This is a genomic window from Vibrio algicola (assembly GCF_009601765.2).
GTDB classification, from domain to species: Bacteria; Pseudomonadota; Gammaproteobacteria; order Enterobacterales; family Vibrionaceae; genus Vibrio; species Vibrio algicola.
Genome location: NZ_CP045700.1, coordinates 1 through 17,501 on the forward strand (window position 1 = coordinate 1; position 17,501 = coordinate 17,501).

Below are 17,501 nucleotides of genomic sequence, written 5' to 3' on the forward strand. Positions count from 1 at the left end.
GCCCAAATTGATGCTTTGCTGTGGTCCAGAAGCATGATCAAGTAGAGACAGCATAAGAATTGTTTTCTTTATTTCTCTCTTGATCATCGTTCCGTGATTTTATCGGTTTTTAATGATGGATGTAGGAACAAAACTAGAAAGAAGAGTGGAAAAAAATCCAACCTCTTGAGCTATTTTTGTAAAAATCATCATTTAAGTATGTGGTGTGATGATTGATCTTATCCGAATGATCACTTTATTGGAGGGCATTCTTGGCTCTATAAGCGTATTTAGTTAGTATTTCAACGAAGAAATTAAATTGAAATAGCACTGACAGTAAAATAGTGACTCACTATAATCGTTCCGCAAAAAACGATTAGATATTAAGAAGATTCAAACTTAACTTACCGATTGACTTGATATCTCACTGAAAATATCAATCTTTGTAAGTTAATGCTATTTACATTGTAAATAGGTTACGTGGTAACACTTTTAATCTGTTGGAAATAGTAAGGTGTTTTACACAATAAAAAAGATCAAAATAAGCATGATTTTGACCAAATGGTTTGTTTTATCTCTCATTTACGCCATTTCAATGAAAACAAACAAATAAATATATGTTCAGCTTATTGTTGTTTTTACTGTTTTCGTTGTACAATCAGGACCTAGATAAAATGATGGGATCACTGATGAAAAGAGAACAGACAATAAAAAATCTGGAGCGTTTAGCTGAACTGACCAAACAAGTTCAAGCCGATCGTATCCAATTGGTTTTAGAAGAACGCAAGGAAGAACATTTTCCACCGATGTCGAAAGCATTAATGGAAACTCGTTCTGGTCTAACTCGTCGAAAATTGGATGAAGCAATTGGCAAAATGGAAGCCGGTGGTCATCAGTTTACCAAAAATAACGCCAATCATTATTCGATCACATTGAGTGAAGCTCATCAATTAATGGATGCGGCTGGTGCGCCAATGTTCCATCAATTGAAAAAAAACACTTCCAATAAACCATGGGTAGTGAACGTACAAAACCAAAAAGGCGGTACCGGAAAATCCATGTCGGCGGTGCATATTGCGGCATGTTTAGCGCTTAATTTAGAAAAGCGCTATCGAATTTGTTTGATTGATTTAGATCCACAAGGCTCTTTACGTTTATTTTTGAATCCACAAATTAGTGGCGAAGAACGTGAAGATATTTATTCTGCTGTTGATGTGATGCTGGATAATCTGCCTGATGATAAACAAATTGATGCTGAATTTATGCGTAAAAACGTATTAATGCCGACTCAATACCCAAATTTGAAAACCATTTCAGCTTTCCCTGAAGATGCGATGTTTAATGCTGAGGCATGGCAAGATCTTTCTCAGAATCAATCTCTTGATATCGTAAAGCTATTAAAAGAAAAGCTGATTGATAAAATTGCCGATGATTTCGATATCATTATGATGGACACCGGTCCTCATGTTGATCCACTGGTTTGGAATGCAATGTACGCCTCAAATGCACTATTGATCCCTTGTGCGGCTAAGCGATTAGACTGGGCTTCAACGGTGAATTTCTTCCAGCATTTGCCTACAGTGTATGAAATGTTCCCTGAAGATTGGCAAGGTTTAGAATTTATTCGTTTAATGCCGACTATGTTTGAAGATGATAACAAGAAACAAGTCTCGGTTTTAACTGAAATGAATTACTTATTAGCTGAGCAAGTGATGATGGCGACGATCCCAAGAAGTCGCGCATTTGAAACCTGCGCCGATACTTACAGCACCGTATTTGATTTAACCGCCAGTGATTTTGAAGGTGGTAAAAAAACCTTAGCTGTAGCGCAAGATGCAGTACAAAAAAGTGCACTAGAACTTGAACGAGTGATGCATAGTCACTGGGCATCATTAAACCGAGGGGATGAATAATGGCGATCAAAACGTCTGAATTAAACGCAAAATTGTTTGGTAAAAGTAATAAACGCCGCGCTTCCACTCCGATTGAAGCTCAAGCTGCTGCCAAAGATAAAGCACAAGTGATCGAACTTGCGATTGCGGGCAAAGCGTTAGTCTCATTTGAACTTATGTCTATTCCAGCGGCAGAGATCAAAGATCAAACTTTAGTCTTTGCTCAGAATTCGCGTGAACAATCTTTCTTAAATGAGCATGCTTTATCGGATATTTTATCGACCTTAAAAGAGCGTGGTCAACAATACCCTGCTGTCGGTCGTCGTAATAAAAATGGTAAAATTGAAGTGCTTGACGGTAGTCGTCGTCGAATGTCGTGTATTTTGGCACAAAAAGACTTCTTAATTTACGTCGCGGACGAGATTGAAACCGAAGACGCTAAGTTTTTATCCGATGTAGCCAATGCTCATAAACCATTGTCATTATATGAACGTGGTCGTGAAATGCAGCATAAATTGGATAGTGGTGAAGCGAGCGATCAAAAATCGTTAGCGCAAATCTTTCAGTGCAGCGAAGCACTGGTGAGTGGCGCTTTAAAAGCGGCGGCCTTGCCAATTGAAATATTAACCATTTACCCAAATGTGAGTGATGTTGGCCGCCCAACCATTGTTAAATTGCATAAGTTGTACCATTCGCTGCCACAAAAATCTCAAACGTTATTACTTGAAAAATGTCGTTCGCAACAAGGTGAGATCTGGAAAAGCTCGGATACTCAAGGTGTCGCGCGTTTAACCAAAGACATTTCCAGTCAATTAGAAGCTTGGATAGAAGAACTGGCCCCTACCCCAGCAAAGCAGACTGCGGATAAAGTCGATTTAATCAAAGGTCGTGCAAGCTACTGCCGTAAAGGGTCAAGCTTATCCTTGTCACTTAAAAAAATTGACGATGAAACCATGCAAGCTATTCTTGATTTTGTGCAGACGAAACTCGATTAGTTGCTCGAATAATTAATAATATACCCACCTTGTATAAAGCCGCACTTCATTGTTGAATGTGCGGCTTTTTTTATCGTGGTATGCTTAGCTTATTCAATCATTAACGGTGTGATGCCATGACCGCCCTCGCCTCTTTGCTGCAACTTCAAACTCAATTAATTACTGAACAACATCGTGCTGCGGTGCGGATAATGTTGGATCAATCGGATTCGATCTCACTGATCAAGCAATATTGCCAGCAGTTAGATTTATCGGCTGCTAACATCGCATGGTTTGGTGGGTTCAATGAGTTAGAGGCTCGCTTACCCTGTCAGAACTTTACTTATAAACAAGGTAGCCAAATCTTAGGTCAAGATGTTGATTTATTGATTTTTGATTGTGCTGTTGGGTTTGATGCCAATAGCTTTACTGCCGCGTGCGGGGCATTAAAAGCGGGCGGATTGTTATTGATACTCAATAGTGAACAATTGCCAAGCTCTTATAGCCACACTTGGTTATTGCACTATCTCCAATATTGGCCTGAGATTGACGCGATAGATTCACCGCTTAAATCGGGCGCTTTAATGGATGCTCAACCTAAAGCAGATCAAGTAAAACCACTCTGCGATCAAAATATTAAGCCCAACCGCTTTATTGAAGGTAAAACTCAAGATCAAATCTGTGCTATTGCTGCTATTCAAAAAGTGGTATCTGGTCACCGTAAACGCCCTTTAGTATTAACAGCGCACCGAGGCCGAGGAAAGTCAGCTTGTTTAGGTATGGCCGCGGCGCAATTAATGGCTGAGCAGCAACGAACGATTATTGTCACAGCGCCTTCGATTAAAGCGTTATCCAGTGTGTTTGAACATGCGATTTTGCAATTAGAGCAGCAGCAAGTAGGCCATAACTCGCCAGTAAAAGTGCAGCAACAAACACGCTTATCGTTAATATTAGATAATGGTTCCTGTTTGCAGTTTGTCGCGCCCGATGAGCTGTTATTAACTCTACCTGAGTGCGACTTGTTATTAGTCGATGAAGCAGCTGCCCTGCCGTTAGCGATGTTAAAACGCATGACTCAGCATTATCATCGCATGGTGTTTAGCTCGACGGTACATGGCTATGAAGGCTGTGGCCGAGGGTTCACGCTGAAGTTTATGCAGTGGTTAGTGGAAAACCGCAAAGGTTGGAAGCAACTTGAACTGCAACAGCCTATCCGTTGGCAGCAAGATGATCCGTTAGAGCTGTGGTTGTTTGATGCCTTTTTGTTAGCGTGCGATATGACCCCTGCCCCAACCTCATATTCTGATGTGAAATTAAAACCGATCAATAAATCCCAATTACTGGCGGAGCCTGAATTATTACGTTCGGTTTTTGGGTTATTGGTGAATGCGCATTATCAAACCGCGCCCAATGATTTGTTTCAGTTACTCGATGATGACGCCATGAGTTTATACCTTATTCAATCTCAAGCTTCACTATTGGGTTGTCTGGTTATTAATTTAGAAGGCGGGTTAAGCGATGATTTGGTCACTGCCATTCAGCAAGGAAAACGTCGCCCTAAAGGTCATTTAGTGGCAAGTCATTTAACCAATCATCTTGGGTTAAAAGATGCTGCGCTTCAAACCAGCGCGCGAATTATGCGAATTGCTGTCCATCCTCAATTACAAGGTCAAGGGATAGGTCAACAAGCGTTGAATCTGCTGCAATTACAGTTGATTGATCAAGTGGATTTTATATCGACCAGTTTTGGCGCCACCCCCGAGCTTGTGCGATTTTGGTCGGAGCAATTTAGTTTGGTCAAATTAGGCAGTCACCGAGATCAAGCTAGCGGTTGTTATTCGGCGATAATGGTTGCGCCGCTCTCCTTTGAAGCTCAAGTTTGGATTGAAGGCGCTCATTCTCGTTTTGGTCAACAATTTAAGTTTCTACTCTCTAATCTATTTCAAGCTTTAGAAACCGAAGTGGTGTTTGCTATTTTAACCCAGCAACTATCCAAGCAAGCCAAACTGGATAAATCGGCTTTAATAACTAACTATCTTGCAGGCGGCAATAGTTTTGAATCGGTGTCTTTTGATTTGACCTTTTTTGTATGGCAGCGACTTTGTGGTAACGCGGCAATGATACATACGCCGCATTGGTCATGTTTGATCGCTAAGCTGCTGCAACAACAAACATGGCAACAAGTGAGTGCCAGTAATGCCTTATCTGGACGTAAGGAAACGGAGCAATATATCAAACAACATATCTCTCAACTCTAAATTTACAGTGTAAATTGGTGACTCCATATCTCGCTGTATGCTGATTTACACTGTAAATTCTAATTAATGAGTCATTATATCCATCGATTTACAGTGTAAATTCTACTACTCAGGTCATAGCCTCTACCTCTTTGTAGGTGAATTAACTTTTTCCTGTATCAGATCAACCCATCTTATTTACAAGTTCTTATCATAGAGGTGCGAGCCATATCTTATAAAATAGGTTGGCGCTCGACAAAATGTGAATACAAATAAGATTGACCGATGCGCTCTAATTGCAATTGCGGATCGGTCATACAGGAATACAATCATGAAAATAATTATCAATGGTCAAGAATTTGATGTTGCTGGTGAGCAGAATTTATTAAATGCTGCAGAGCAATGTGGTGTCGCAATCCCTTCGCTTTGTGGCAGTAATCAGCATGGTGACAAAATCGCATGTGATTTATGTGTGGTCGAACTTACTGATGGTAAGCAACAACGCGCTTGTGAGCTGGCTGTAACAGAAGGTTTAGCGGTTATTACCGAAACCCCAGCCATTGCCGCGCACCGTAAACAAGCACTACAAAAAATCCTGTCTGACCATTATGCTGATTGTGAAGCGCCGTGTAAGGTGGCTTGTCCAGCAGGCGTCGATATCCAGTCTTATCTGTATCATATTTCACAAAACGATCATCAAAAAGCGATTGAAGTGATCAAACGTACATTGCCAATGCCATTGTCGATTGGCCGCGTGTGTCCGGCATTTTGTGAAACCGAATGCCGGCGCAATATTGTCGATGAACCTGTCGCCATTCGTCAGTTAAAACGCCATGCCGCCGATGCTGATCTGGCAATGCAAGAATCGTATGTTCCTTTTAAAAAACCAGCAAAAGGTAAAAAAGTGGCGGTTGTTGGCAGTGGTCCTGGTGGATTAACTACCGGATATTACTTAACCAATGAAGGTTATGAGGTCACCGTTTTTGATTCGATGCCAAAAGCCGGTGGCTGGTTACGTTATGGCATTCCTGAGTATCGTCTACCCAAAGATATTTTAGATAAGGAAATTGAATTGATGTGTCGTAATGGCATGCAAATTGAATTGAATAAAAAACTGGGTGAAGACTTTAGCTTAACCTCATTAAGTGATGACTATGACGCAGTGTGTTTAGCGGTTGGTGCATCCAAAGCGGTTGAAATGAATTATAGCGGTAGCGAGCTTGAGGGCTGTTACTTAGGTGTCGATTACCTCAAAGATTATGTCATGGACCATAACTTGATTACGGGCAAAAAAGTGGCCGTGATTGGGGGAGGGAATACCGCTATAGATTGTGCTCGTACCGCTGTTCGTGATGGCGCGCAAACTATATTAATCTATCGTCGTACTCGCGCTGAAATGCCAGCAGAAGATTACGAGATCTTAGAAGCGGAACATGAAGGTGTGCAATTTATGATGTTGACCAATCCGGTTGAGAACATCAGTGATAGCAACGGACGTGTATGCCAAGTTAAATTAGAAAAAATGAAACTGGGTGACGCGGATGCCTCGGGGCGTCGACGTCCTGAAGCGACTGGCGAATTCTTTATTCAAGAGTTTGATACTGTGATCGCCGCCGTTTCGCAAAAGCCTGATCTCAGCTTTTTAGATAACGAAAAAATAGAATTACCTTTATCTCGTTGGAATACCGCCGAGGTAGATGAAAACACCATGCATTCCAATACCAACAATGCGATTAATAAGAATATCTTCAGTATTGGCGATTTCCGTCGAGGTCCTGCGACCGCAATAGAAGCGGTCGCCGATGGTCGTGTTGCCGCTGAAGCGATCGACCGATTCTTCCAAGGTACGATGGATGCGATCCCTGTACGTCAATACGACTCAAAGAAAGAATCGTCAGTTAAACACATCGATACTAAGCAATTTGAACACATTCAAAAAGTTGCCAGACAAGTAATGCCAGAATTATCGGCTATGCAACGCGAGGGCAGTTTTGAGGAAGTCGAAACCGGCTTTGCCAATGAAGATGCCATGCGTGAAGCGGCGCGTTGTTTAGAGTGTGGTTGCCAAGCCAATACCGATTGTGCGCTGCGTGACAACGCTACTCAATATGGTGTGCTAGAAGATGAATTAGATAAATCGATGCAGCAAAAGTTTGCCATTGATGACAGCTCTGAATTTATCGTCTTTGATGCTAACCGTTGTATTAGTTGTGGTCAGTGTGTGCAAGCTTGTAATGAAAGTGGTGTGCACGGCGTTTTGAGCTTCTTAAAGGACGATAACGGCATACCAGCTTGTCGACCTGAGCAACGTGCTGGTTTTGGGCAAGATGCTCAAACCAAACAAACTACCTCAATGGGCGATTCAAACTGTGTCCAATGTGGCTTATGTATTCAAGCTTGCCCAACGGGCGCATTAGTGGATGCGCGCGATAAAGCCGAAAGCCGTCTTGATATCTTAACCCCAGTCGATACCATTTGTACTTACTGTGGGGTAGGGTGCAAAGTCACCATGTTTGTCGACCAAGCGAAAAATAAGGTGCGCTATGTGCAAGGTGCCGATTCGCCAGTCAACCAAGGTATGTTATGCGTAAAAGGGCGCTTTGGTTTTGATTTTATTAATAACCATGAACGTTTGACTACGCCATTAATTCGCCGTGATGGGGTGCTGCAACCGGCCTCTTGGGATGAAGCAATTCAACTGGTTGCCGATAAATTTAAAGCGATTAAACAACAACATGGCGCGGATGCCTTAGCCGGCTTCTCTTCTGCCAAAACCACCAATGAAGACAACTACGTATTCCAAAAGTTAGTTCGTCGCGAATTTGGTACCAATAATCTCGATCATTGTGCGCGCCTGTGTCATGCCTCTACGGTAACAGGATTAGAAGCAACACTAGGCAGTGGGGCAATGACCAATGATATTCCAAGTATTGCGCATTCGGATGTAATTTTTATTATCGGAACTGACACCACCTCGGCGCATCCTATTATTGGCTCGCATATTAAACAAGCGGTACGCAAATATGGTGCTCGCTTAGTGGTCGCCGATCCTAAACGTATCGAAATTACCGATCATGCACAATTGTATGTGGCGCAGCGTCCGGGAACCGATGTTATGCTATTAAATGGCATTATGCAGCAAATCTTGCTTAATAATTGGCAAGATGACGAGTTTGTCGCCAATAATACCGAAGGCTTTGATGCACTGAAACAAGAGGTGATGAAGCCAGACTACGCGCTTGATAAGGTTGAACTTGTTACCGGTGTTAAAGCCGAAGACGTGGCTGAAATGGCGCGTTTAATTGGTACCGCGCAACGCACCGCGATTTATTATTCAATGGGGATCACCCAGCACACCACAGGTCACGATAACGTTGTGTCTATCTCTAACTTACAATTATTGTGTGGCAATATTGGGATTGAAGGTGGTGGCATTAATCCATTGCGTGGCCAATCCAATGTTCAAGGTGCTTGTGATATGGGCGCATTGCCAACCGATTTCCCAGGTTATCAAAAAGTGGTAAACCCTGAGGTTCATGCTAAGTTTGTTAAGGCATGGCAAGCGCCGCATTTATCCGATCAAATTGGTTTAACCCTAACGGAAATTATCGATGCAGCGTGTGAGCAACGGGTGAAAGGTTTATTTGTGATGGGCGAAAACCCAGTATTAAGCGATCCAAACCAAGCGCACGTGTTAGCAGGGCTAGAAGAATTAGACTTCTTAGTGGTACAAGATATTTTCTTAACCGAAACCGCTGAATATGCCGATGTAGTACTACCTGCTTACTCATTTGCGGAAAAAACGGGTCATTTCACTAATACCGAGCGCCGAGTACAACGTTTGATCCCTGCTGTGAAAGCCCCAGGTGAAGCGCAAGAAGATTGGTGGATCATCCAACAAATTGCCAATGCGATGGGAGGAGATTGGAACTATCAGAAAGTCAGTGATATCACCACAGAGATCACCCAACTGACGCCACAATATGCGCATATTAGTTGGGATAATATTGGCCCTGAAGGGTTGCAATGGCCATGTAATGAGGCGAATCCGCAAGGTACTCGTTTAATGCACAGCAAAGGCATTTTACGTGGTAAAGGTAAATTAATTCCAACCACGTTTAAATATGCGGCCGAATTACCCGATGATGATTACCCATTAGTGCTGACCACCGGACGTGTGCTTGAGCAATTTCATACCGGTACTATGACGCGCAAAACCAAAGGCTTAGATAACCTTGCCGGCCCTCGCGCCATGATCAGTGTGCAAGATGCGGAAAAACTGGCTATTCACAATGGCGAAATGCTACGAGTATCGAGTCGTCGTGGTGAAATTAATATTGCGGCATTCGTCACCAAGCGTATGCAACAAGGGGTAGTATTTATCCCATTCCATTTTGTTGAAGCAGCAGCGAACCGCTTAACCATTGAGGCAACTGATCCGTATGCGCGTATTCCTGAATTTAAGGTTGCCGCAATTAAGGTCGAGAAAGCTCAGGTTGCGCCACCAGCAATAGTGGAATTTGAAAGCGTAAATTAGATCGAGGTTAATTGATTATGTTTATTCGACTTAAATATGATCAATTTTTATCAGATATAAAGTAATTGGAATTCGCCCCGAGATGGGATTTCTTTTAAAGAGATCGCGCATCACGGGGCTTTTTTATGCGTTGAGTTTATCGAGTTATATCAATTCCATTTAAAATTTGATCAATTTGAATACACCGAAAAGACGCTGATCCGTCTTTGGTCGCTTGAGAAAAGGCCATCCATGGCCTTTGACACTTTTCTATGTACTCAATTTTGAACGATCTTTAAATTTATGGAATTGGTATTACTTGGGCATATGCTGATGGCGAGGCTTGTTTTGAGATCGAGTTAAGAGCAAAATAAGTCAACTTAGTAATATGGACTGATACTTGTTATGAAACTTTCTGATATGCGTCGTGAGTACGCGTTAAGTGCCTTAAAACGTGAAGATTTAGAGCAAAATCCTGTAGATCAATTTAATCTGTGGCTGCAACAAGCGATTGATTTTGGGTTAAATGATCCGAGCGCAATGACAGTGGCAACCGTCGATGAACATGGACAGCCATTTCAACGAATTGTGCTGCTTAAAAATGTCGATAACCAAGGATTTGTTTTTTATACCAACCTTGGCAGTCGCAAGGCTTTACACTTACAACACAATAATAAGATCAGCTTACATTTCCCATGGCATGCAATGGAGCGTCAGGTTCATATTACCGGCACGGTTGAAAAACTCACCGCGATGGAAAATATGAAATACTTCACTTCTCGTCCTAAAGAAAGTCAGCTTGCCGCTTGGGCGAGTAAGCAAAGTAGCCGTATCTCTGCGCGAGGCGTGTTAGAAGGTAAGTATTTAGAGCTAAAAGAAAAATTCGCCGAAGGCAAGATCCCTGTCCCTAGTTTTTGGGGTGGTTATCGAATTAAAGTCGATAGCATGGAGTTTTGGCAAGGTGGTGAACGCCGTCTGCATGATCGCTTTATTTATGTGAAACCTCAGCTCGATCAATCCAACTGGGATATATCTCGCTTAGCACCGTAAATTATCTAGGGTTTCGAGAGCATCAGTAAGATCTTTGCGGATTTACAGTGTAAATTAAAACCCAGTCAATAGAATGATTTTAGCTCTATGATTTATAAAGAGTTGTTGGAATTACCATCACCGTAGTTTACTTGCTCTTGATCATCGTTCCAGAACTATGATCAAGAGAGATCAATATAGGATCAAACTCACGCATTCAGTGTTGGAACCGAGGGGGAAAAGGGATGGCTGAATTTGACATCAATGCTGAACCTAAAACGGCGCAAGTGCTCACTCTGCCAAGTTATATGGAAAGACACCAGCATGGCTATCCGCAGATCGTGATTGGCTTAAAAGGGCGCGCTGAGTTTGAAGTGGATGGCGAAGTGAAGCTTATTGGCCCTGGACAAGGTTGCATTGTACCGGCGGGTTATGATCATCGTTTTGGCGGTATTGGTTTATCCGATATTTTAGTGCTGAATTTTTTTATGGAGATGGAAGCGGTTGATAGTGATTTGAATGAACGCGTGAATGCCTTATTAGAAAAAGACATTTATTTTCAACTCGATCTTCCAATCCAACAGTTAGTGCAATTATTGGTTAAAGAAATACAGGCCGATCCAGATGATGTATGGTTATGCCAAGCTTGCCAAGACACTATTATTGCTCTATTACATCGCCATACTAAACCTTTTGAAATGCTCAAAAAAGGTAACCGTTTGAATATCGACCTTATCGATCGCTATATTCAACAACATTTAGCCAGCAAAATATCGGTAGCAAATTTAGCGGCTTGCGTTTTTTTAGGTGAAAGTCATTTTCATTTGTTGTTTAAATCTCAAGTTGGCTGTACCCCGCATCAATACATTGTGCAGAAAAGAATTGAATTAGCACAAAGTTTAATTAAAGAAGGGCAATATAATCTTGGTCATATCTCTCAACTTGTTGGTTTTTCAGATCAAAGTACGTTTACCAATAATTTTTGTCGTTTAGTTGGCGTATCACCGTCTCATTACCGAAAAAACCTTTCATAACTCTGCTAATTTACCGTTATTAAAAATATGTGACAATGTTGGTTTTTTGTAAATTAACTGAGTTTTAGTTAAATTAAACGTAGTTTTAGCCGTTTTTTGTGGTTTAAATAGCACTACACTCTGTGCATTGATGGAGCCTTAAAGAGTGAGAAGTGCATGTTTACTGCAACGGATGTGTTATCAGCCGAGTTTAATCAACAACCCTTAGAGCAACTTTGGGAATTAATTTCACCGTTGTATATGGTGGATGAATCGACTTGGTTAAAACAATTACTGCCACTTGCTACGCCCAGTGAGCAAGAAAAACAAACTATTCAAGCCAAAACTACCGCACTCATTCAAGCGATCCGTGCTGACAAAAAATCGGTGCAGATGGTTGATGCTTTGCTTTTAGAGTACAGCCTCGATACTCATGAAGGCATTTTATTGATGTGCTTAGCCGAAGCGTTAATGCGTATTCCTGACGCTGCCACTGCCGATGCCTTGATCCGCGACAAACTGAGTGTGGCGGATTGGAAATCTCACTTAAAAAATTCTGACTCAGTGTTTGTTAATGCGTCTACTTGGGGATTGATGTTAACCGGCAAAGTGGTTGGCTTACATGAATCGAAAACGCAAAGCCCATCGCAAGGCCTTAATCGGTTAGTGAATAAATTTTCGGAGCCGGTGATCCGTCAAGCAATGAACCAAGCGATGAAAATCATGGGACATCAGTTTGTATTGGGTCGCACCATTGTGGAGGCGCAAAAAAATGGCAAAGGCATGCGCGACAAAGGATATACCTATTCCTATGACATGTTAGGTGAAGCGGCGCTGACCACCGATGATGCCAAAAAATATTTTAACGATTATTTAATGGCGATAAGCGCGGTAGGCAATGATAAGTTTAATCATGAGGTTAGCCCAGCGCCATCGGTTTCGATTAAGTTATCGGCATTGCATCCACGTTATGAAGTGGCAAATAAAAAGCGGGTAATGACGCAAATGTACGCCACGGTAGAGCAATTGATCGTTCACGCCAGACAATTGGATGTGGCATTAACGATTGATGCCGAAGAAGCGGATCGGCTTGAAATGTCGCTTGAGCTATTTGAAAAGCTATACCGAAGTGAGGCGGCAAAAGGTTGGGGGAAATTTGGGTTGGTGATCCAGTCTTATTCTAAACGCGCTTTGCCGGTTTTGGTGTGGTTGAATGCATTAGCCAAAGAGCAAGGCGATGTGATCCCTCTTCGTTTAGTCAAAGGCGCGTACTGGGACAGTGAAATCAAATGGTCACAACAAGCTGGATATTTAAATTATCCGGTTTATACCCGTAAAGAGTCTACCGATGTTGCCTATCTAGCTTGTGCTCGTTTTTTATTAAGTGAACAGGCTCGTGGCAATATCTTCCCGCAATTTGCCAGTCATAACGCCCATACTGTAAGTGCTATTGCCACTATGGCTGCACACAAAGAGTTTGAGTTTCAACGCTTGCATGGCATGGGAGACTCGCTTTATCACCATGCGATGGCGGCTTATCAGCAATCAGTACGGATCTACGCACCGGTTGGAAGTCATAAAGATTTATTGCCGTATTTGGTGCGTCGTCTACTTGAAAACGGTGCCAATAGTTCGTTTGTGCATCGTTTAGTGGATGCTCGCTGTCCGATTGATGATTTAAACCAACACCCAGTGGATACTTTATTGGCCAATGAGCGATTTGATAATCCTGCCATTCCTCTGCCACGCGAAATTTTCAGCGATAGAAAAAACTCAATCGGTGTCAATGTTGATATCTTAAGTGAAGTTCAGCCATTTGAAGCTAAAGTGAATCAATGGCTAGAGAAAACTTGGCAAGCAGGGCCGATAATTAATGGTAACGCCCTGTATTGCCATGACAATTTTCAGCAAGATCAAACCAAACCCGAAAGCATGATCAAGGATGATATTCAGGCAGATGCAGAGATCCAAATGATCACAGCGCCTTATGATAGAAGGATCCAAGTGGGATCGGTGCAATTTTCAACCCTTGATCATGTTTCCGCTGCAATTGAAGGAGCGAAATCATGCTTCCGTGAGTGGAACAGGCTTAGCTATCAGATTCGCGCTGAAAAATTAGACCGTTTAGCGGATCTTTTAGAAGATCACTTAGCTGAACTGGTGGCGCTATGTCATAAAGAAGCGGGCAAAACCATTCACGATAGTATTGATGAAGTGCGTGAAGCTGTCGATTTCTGCCGTTTTTATGCCAAACAAGACAATATATTCTCGCCGCAGTCAGTGAGCGATTTTGATGGTGAACAACGCGACATGACCCGAGAAGGCCGAGGAGTCTTTGTTTGTATCAGCCCTTGGAACTTCCCGCTGGCGATTTTCTTGGGGCAAATTTCTGCCGCTTTAGTCAGTGGTAATACCGTGATAGCCAAACCGGCTGAGCAAACCAGTTTAATTGCCGCTCGCGCAGTCGAACTTATGATGGAAGCTGGCTTTCCTGCTGGCTCTATTCAATTGCTTCCGGGAAATGGTGCTTTGATCGGACAAGCACTCACATCCAATCCTGCTATTGCGGGGGTTGCCTTTACCGGCTCAACCCCAACCGCACAACGTATTAATACCACTTTGGCGCAACGTGAAGCTGCACCGGTCCCCTTTATTGCTGAAACTGGCGGTCAAAATGCCATGATTGTTGATAGCACCGCGCTGCCTGAGCAAGTGGTGCGTGATGTGTTGCGTTCTGCATTTGCTTCTGCTGGCCAACGTTGTTCTGCGCTCCGAGTGTTGTATGTGCAGCAGGATGTGGCCGACCGCATTATTGAATTAATCAAAGGTGGGATGAGAGAGCTTTCAGTCGGTTTACCGTATTTACATAGCACCGATGTTGGGCCTGTGATTGATACGGCGGCCAAAGATAAGTTAAATGCCCATATTGATTCGATGCGACATGCACAAAAGGTGGTTGCACAATTGTCGTTGACGGAGGAATGTCAACATGGTGATTTTGTGGCCCCGACTGCAATTGAAATTAATGACATTAATGTGCTCACCGAAGAGAAATTTGGCCCTGTACTGCATATTATTCGCTTTAAAGCCGATCAATTACCTAAAGTGGTCGAAGCGATTAATCGTACCGGCTTTGGTCTTACTATGGGGGTCCATAGCCGTAATGAAACCACTTATCGTTGGGTCGAAAAACACGCTCGAGTGGGGAACTGTTATATCAACCGCGATCAAGTTGGCGCGGTGGTTGGCGTTCAGCCTTTTGGCGGGCAAGGTTTATCGGGCACGGGGCCAAAGGCTGGCGGACCGCATTACTTGTATCGTTTTACCCAACAGGTCTTAGCCCAATTAAGTCAGGTAAACTCGCATTCACAAACCGATTCAACTCAAGCTTAGGAGTCACATTATGCAGACAATAACACGTTTTTCAGAAGTGACGGTTTTTGATGCCCAAACCGCATGGCAACAATGGAACTTAACCGAATACTCATTTAAAAGTGAGTGCTTACTATCGGTATTCAACTCATTAAATAAAATAGATGCTACGCTTAGTAACATTATGAACCTGAAAATTCAGCATGCTCAATCTTACCTCGCACAGCCGCAGATCATGCCTGGTCCAACAGGGGAAACGAATGAGTTGTACTGCGCAGGTCGTGGTGTGTGCGCCTTAGTAGTTGCGCCGACAACGGAAAATGTTGAGCAAGACAGTACTGATGAAAGACTGGATGAGCGATTAAAAATAGCCATGAGCTTTATGACTGCAGCGTTAATTGGCGGTAATAGTGTGGTGATGTGCTGTGATGATGAAAGCTTTAATCACAACATTCAGCAAGCGATTGGGACGACATTACCTGCGCATTTGGTTCAAATAGTCGCCTATGATGCTCATGCTAAGCTTATCAACAGCGAGATCGCGATTGCTGCATTGGTCGCAAAACCAGATATTCAGATCAAGATTAATCGTTTATTGAGCAGAAGGGATGGGGCGATTGTGCCATTAGTGACAGATGATCCAGACGCAGTAGTATCCGCATTTGATCCGGCTTTGGTGCTACGCTTTATTACTGAAAGAACCCGCACCATCAATATTACTGCGGTGGGGGGGAATGCAACATTATTGGAGTTAGGCAGTGGGCATTAACATTCACCCTATTAGCTCATTGTTTACTTGAATAAGAAATTTGATGCAAATTCAAAGGTTTTGGATTTTCATCTTCAACCCTTCAAGATAGAAGGGGCTTTTTATACACAACGAGGGATATTTTATGATCGAAAATAGCTTCGCGATTAGCGGCACTTTTATCGCGTATTTAATCTTAATGCTGGCGATAGGGTATTACGCTTATAAACGCACAGCTAACTCAACCGACTACTTTTTAGGAGGACGAACCTTAGGGCCATGGCCAGCGGCTTTATCCGCTGGTGCTTCTGATATGAGTGGCTGGTTACTGCTGGGTGTGCCGGGCTATGCTTATGCGTCGGGTCTTGAAGCCGGATGGATTTGTGGTGGTTTATTGGTCGGGACTTGGCTGAACTGGTTAGTCAGTGCTAAGCGGCTTAGAACTTACAGTATTACTACCGATGCCATTACCATCCCCGACTTTTTAGCCAGCCGTTTCTTGGATAAATCGAAGCTGATCCAAACCATTTCTGCCTTCTTCATTTTGTTGTTTTTCTTGTTCTATACCAGTTCTGGTTTAGTCGCTGGCGGGAAATTGTTTGAAACCGTATTTGGCTTAGATTATCGCATTGCAGTGGTTATCGGCGCGGTCTGTGTTATTTCCTACACCTTATTTGGTGGCTTCCTCGCGGTGGCCTGGACCGATTTAGTGCAAGGGTTACTGATGTCGGCAGCATTGCTGATTGTGCCAATTGCGGCAATGAACGGCGGATTCTCACAACTTGATATGGATGTCTCGGCTATTAACCCAGAACTGCTTGATATGTGGACCAATGCCAAAGGCGAGCCTATGACGGCGATTGCGATTATATCACTGGTGGCATGGGGTCTTGGTTACTTCGGTCAGCCGCATATTTTAGCGCGTTTTAAAGCGACTCGTAGCAATAAAGATTTAACCACAGCGCGCCGCATTGCGGTAATTTGGACGGCGCTTTCAATGTTTGGTGCGATCTTAGTCGGTTTAGTGGGCCTAGTGTATGTTACCGGCCATCCAACCCTTGAATTGGCCGATGGTGAGAAAATATTCATGATTTTGGTGAATGCGATCTTCCACCCAGTCATGGCGGGCATATTGTTAGCCGCGATTTTGGCGGCGATCATGAGTACCGCTGATTCGCAACTTTTGGTGTCTTCTTCCGCATTGGCCGAAGACTTCTATAAACAAGTGTTTAAACAAGATGCAACATCGGATCAAGTGGTCAAAGTTGGTCGTTTTGCCGTGATAGGGCTGTCAGTATTAGCGCTAACCCTTGCGATGGATCCAGACAGTTCAGTGTTAAGCTTAGTGTCGTATGCATGGGCAGGCTTTGGTGCGGCATTTGGTCCTACCATTGTACTGAGTTTGTACTGGTCGAAAATGAACCGTAATGGGGCGTTAGTTGGTATTTTAGTCGGTGGTATTACGATCGTCGTTTGGAAGCAACTTACCGGTGGTATTTTTGATGTATACGAGATTGTACCCGGAGTATTGTTCTCAACCATTGCTATTATTGCGGTGAGTATTTTAACCGGTGGTCCAAGTGACGGTGTTACGCAACAACATAAGAAGTTTAAGCAGCAGTTAATCGACCTTGATTAGAATATGAGGTATTAATCTCAGCATAATCAGCTCTTTAGTCATTTGATTAAAGGGCTTTTTTTTAGGTGGTTCATGTGAAAGTCATCCTCCATTTTATTGTTA

General features: G+C 43.0%; 9 protein-coding genes. All 9 read left to right on the forward strand.

All coding sequences use genetic code 11. The features are described 5' to 3' along the window. Positions 1 to 668 precede the first annotated feature (668 nt). The gene (locus GFB47_RS11535; protein WP_153448233.1) at positions 669 to 1,892 is read left to right on the forward strand and encodes an AAA family ATPase; all 1,224 of its coding nucleotides are present in this window, start codon (positions 669 to 671) and stop codon (positions 1,890 to 1,892) included. Continuing rightward, the gene (locus tag GFB47_RS11540; protein ID WP_153448234.1) at positions 1,892 to 2,866 is read left to right on the forward strand and encodes a ParB/RepB/Spo0J family partition protein; all 975 of its coding nucleotides are present in this window, start codon (positions 1,892 to 1,894) and stop codon (positions 2,864 to 2,866) included. Before GFB47_RS11535 ends, GFB47_RS11540 begins: the two co-directional genes overlap by 1 nt. Positions 2,867 to 2,982: 116 nt before the next feature. Further along, positions 2,983 to 5,103: a GNAT family N-acetyltransferase gene (locus tag GFB47_RS11545; RefSeq protein WP_153448235.1), complete on the forward strand. Its 2,121-nt coding sequence runs from the start codon at positions 2,983 to 2,985 to the stop codon at positions 5,101 to 5,103. Between the two features lie 307 nt (positions 5,104 to 5,410). Next, complete coding sequence (gene fdhF, locus GFB47_RS11550; RefSeq protein ID WP_153448988.1) at positions 5,411 to 9,619, forward strand: formate dehydrogenase subunit alpha; 4,209 nt, start codon at positions 5,411 to 5,413, stop codon at positions 9,617 to 9,619. A gap of 384 nt (positions 9,620 to 10,003) precedes the next feature. Next, positions 10,004 to 10,648: a pyridoxamine 5'-phosphate oxidase gene (gene pdxH / locus GFB47_RS11555; RefSeq protein ID WP_153448236.1), complete on the forward strand. Its 645-nt coding sequence runs from the start codon at positions 10,004 to 10,006 to the stop codon at positions 10,646 to 10,648. Positions 10,649 to 10,872: 224 nt separating this feature from the next. Then, a complete protein-coding gene (locus tag GFB47_RS11560; protein ID WP_153448237.1) occupies positions 10,873 to 11,661 on the forward strand; it encodes a helix-turn-helix transcriptional regulator in 789 nt (262 codons plus the stop codon). A 156-nt stretch (positions 11,662 to 11,817) separates the two neighbouring features. Next, the gene (gene putA, locus GFB47_RS11565) at positions 11,818 to 15,033 is read left to right on the forward strand and encodes a bifunctional proline dehydrogenase/L-glutamate gamma-semialdehyde dehydrogenase PutA (RefSeq protein WP_153448238.1); all 3,216 of its coding nucleotides are present in this window, start codon (positions 11,818 to 11,820) and stop codon (positions 15,031 to 15,033) included. 10 nt (positions 15,034 to 15,043) lie between these two features. Next, the gene (locus tag GFB47_RS11570; RefSeq protein ID WP_178306496.1) at positions 15,044 to 15,781 is read left to right on the forward strand and encodes a 1-pyrroline-5-carboxylate dehydrogenase; all 738 of its coding nucleotides are present in this window, start codon (positions 15,044 to 15,046) and stop codon (positions 15,779 to 15,781) included. 124 nt (positions 15,782 to 15,905) lie between these two features. Then, a complete protein-coding gene (gene putP, locus GFB47_RS11575; RefSeq protein WP_153448240.1) occupies positions 15,906 to 17,399 on the forward strand; it encodes a sodium/proline symporter PutP in 1,494 nt (497 codons plus the stop codon). Positions 17,400 to 17,501 lie beyond the last annotated feature (102 nt).

Bases quoted from the DNA above. Each gene is read 5' to 3' on its own strand.
- GFB47_RS11535 (WP_153448233.1), top strand. From the start codon at position 669: ATGAAAAGAGAACAGACAATAAAAAATCTGGAGCGTTTAGCTGAACTG.
- GFB47_RS11540 (WP_153448234.1), top strand. From the start codon at position 1,892: ATGGCGATCAAAACGTCTGAATTAAACGCAAAATTGTTTGGTAAAAGT.
- GFB47_RS11545 (WP_153448235.1), top strand. From the start codon at position 2,983: ATGACCGCCCTCGCCTCTTTGCTGCAACTTCAAACTCAATTAATTACT.
- pdxH (WP_153448236.1), top strand. From the start codon at position 10,004: ATGAAACTTTCTGATATGCGTCGTGAGTACGCGTTAAGTGCCTTAAAA.
- GFB47_RS11560 (WP_153448237.1), top strand. From the start codon at position 10,873: ATGGCTGAATTTGACATCAATGCTGAACCTAAAACGGCGCAAGTGCTC.
- putA (WP_153448238.1), top strand. From the start codon at position 11,818: ATGTTTACTGCAACGGATGTGTTATCAGCCGAGTTTAATCAACAACCC.
- GFB47_RS11570 (WP_178306496.1), top strand. From the start codon at position 15,044: ATGCAGACAATAACACGTTTTTCAGAAGTGACGGTTTTTGATGCCCAA.
- putP (WP_153448240.1), top strand. From the start codon at position 15,906: ATGATCGAAAATAGCTTCGCGATTAGCGGCACTTTTATCGCGTATTTA.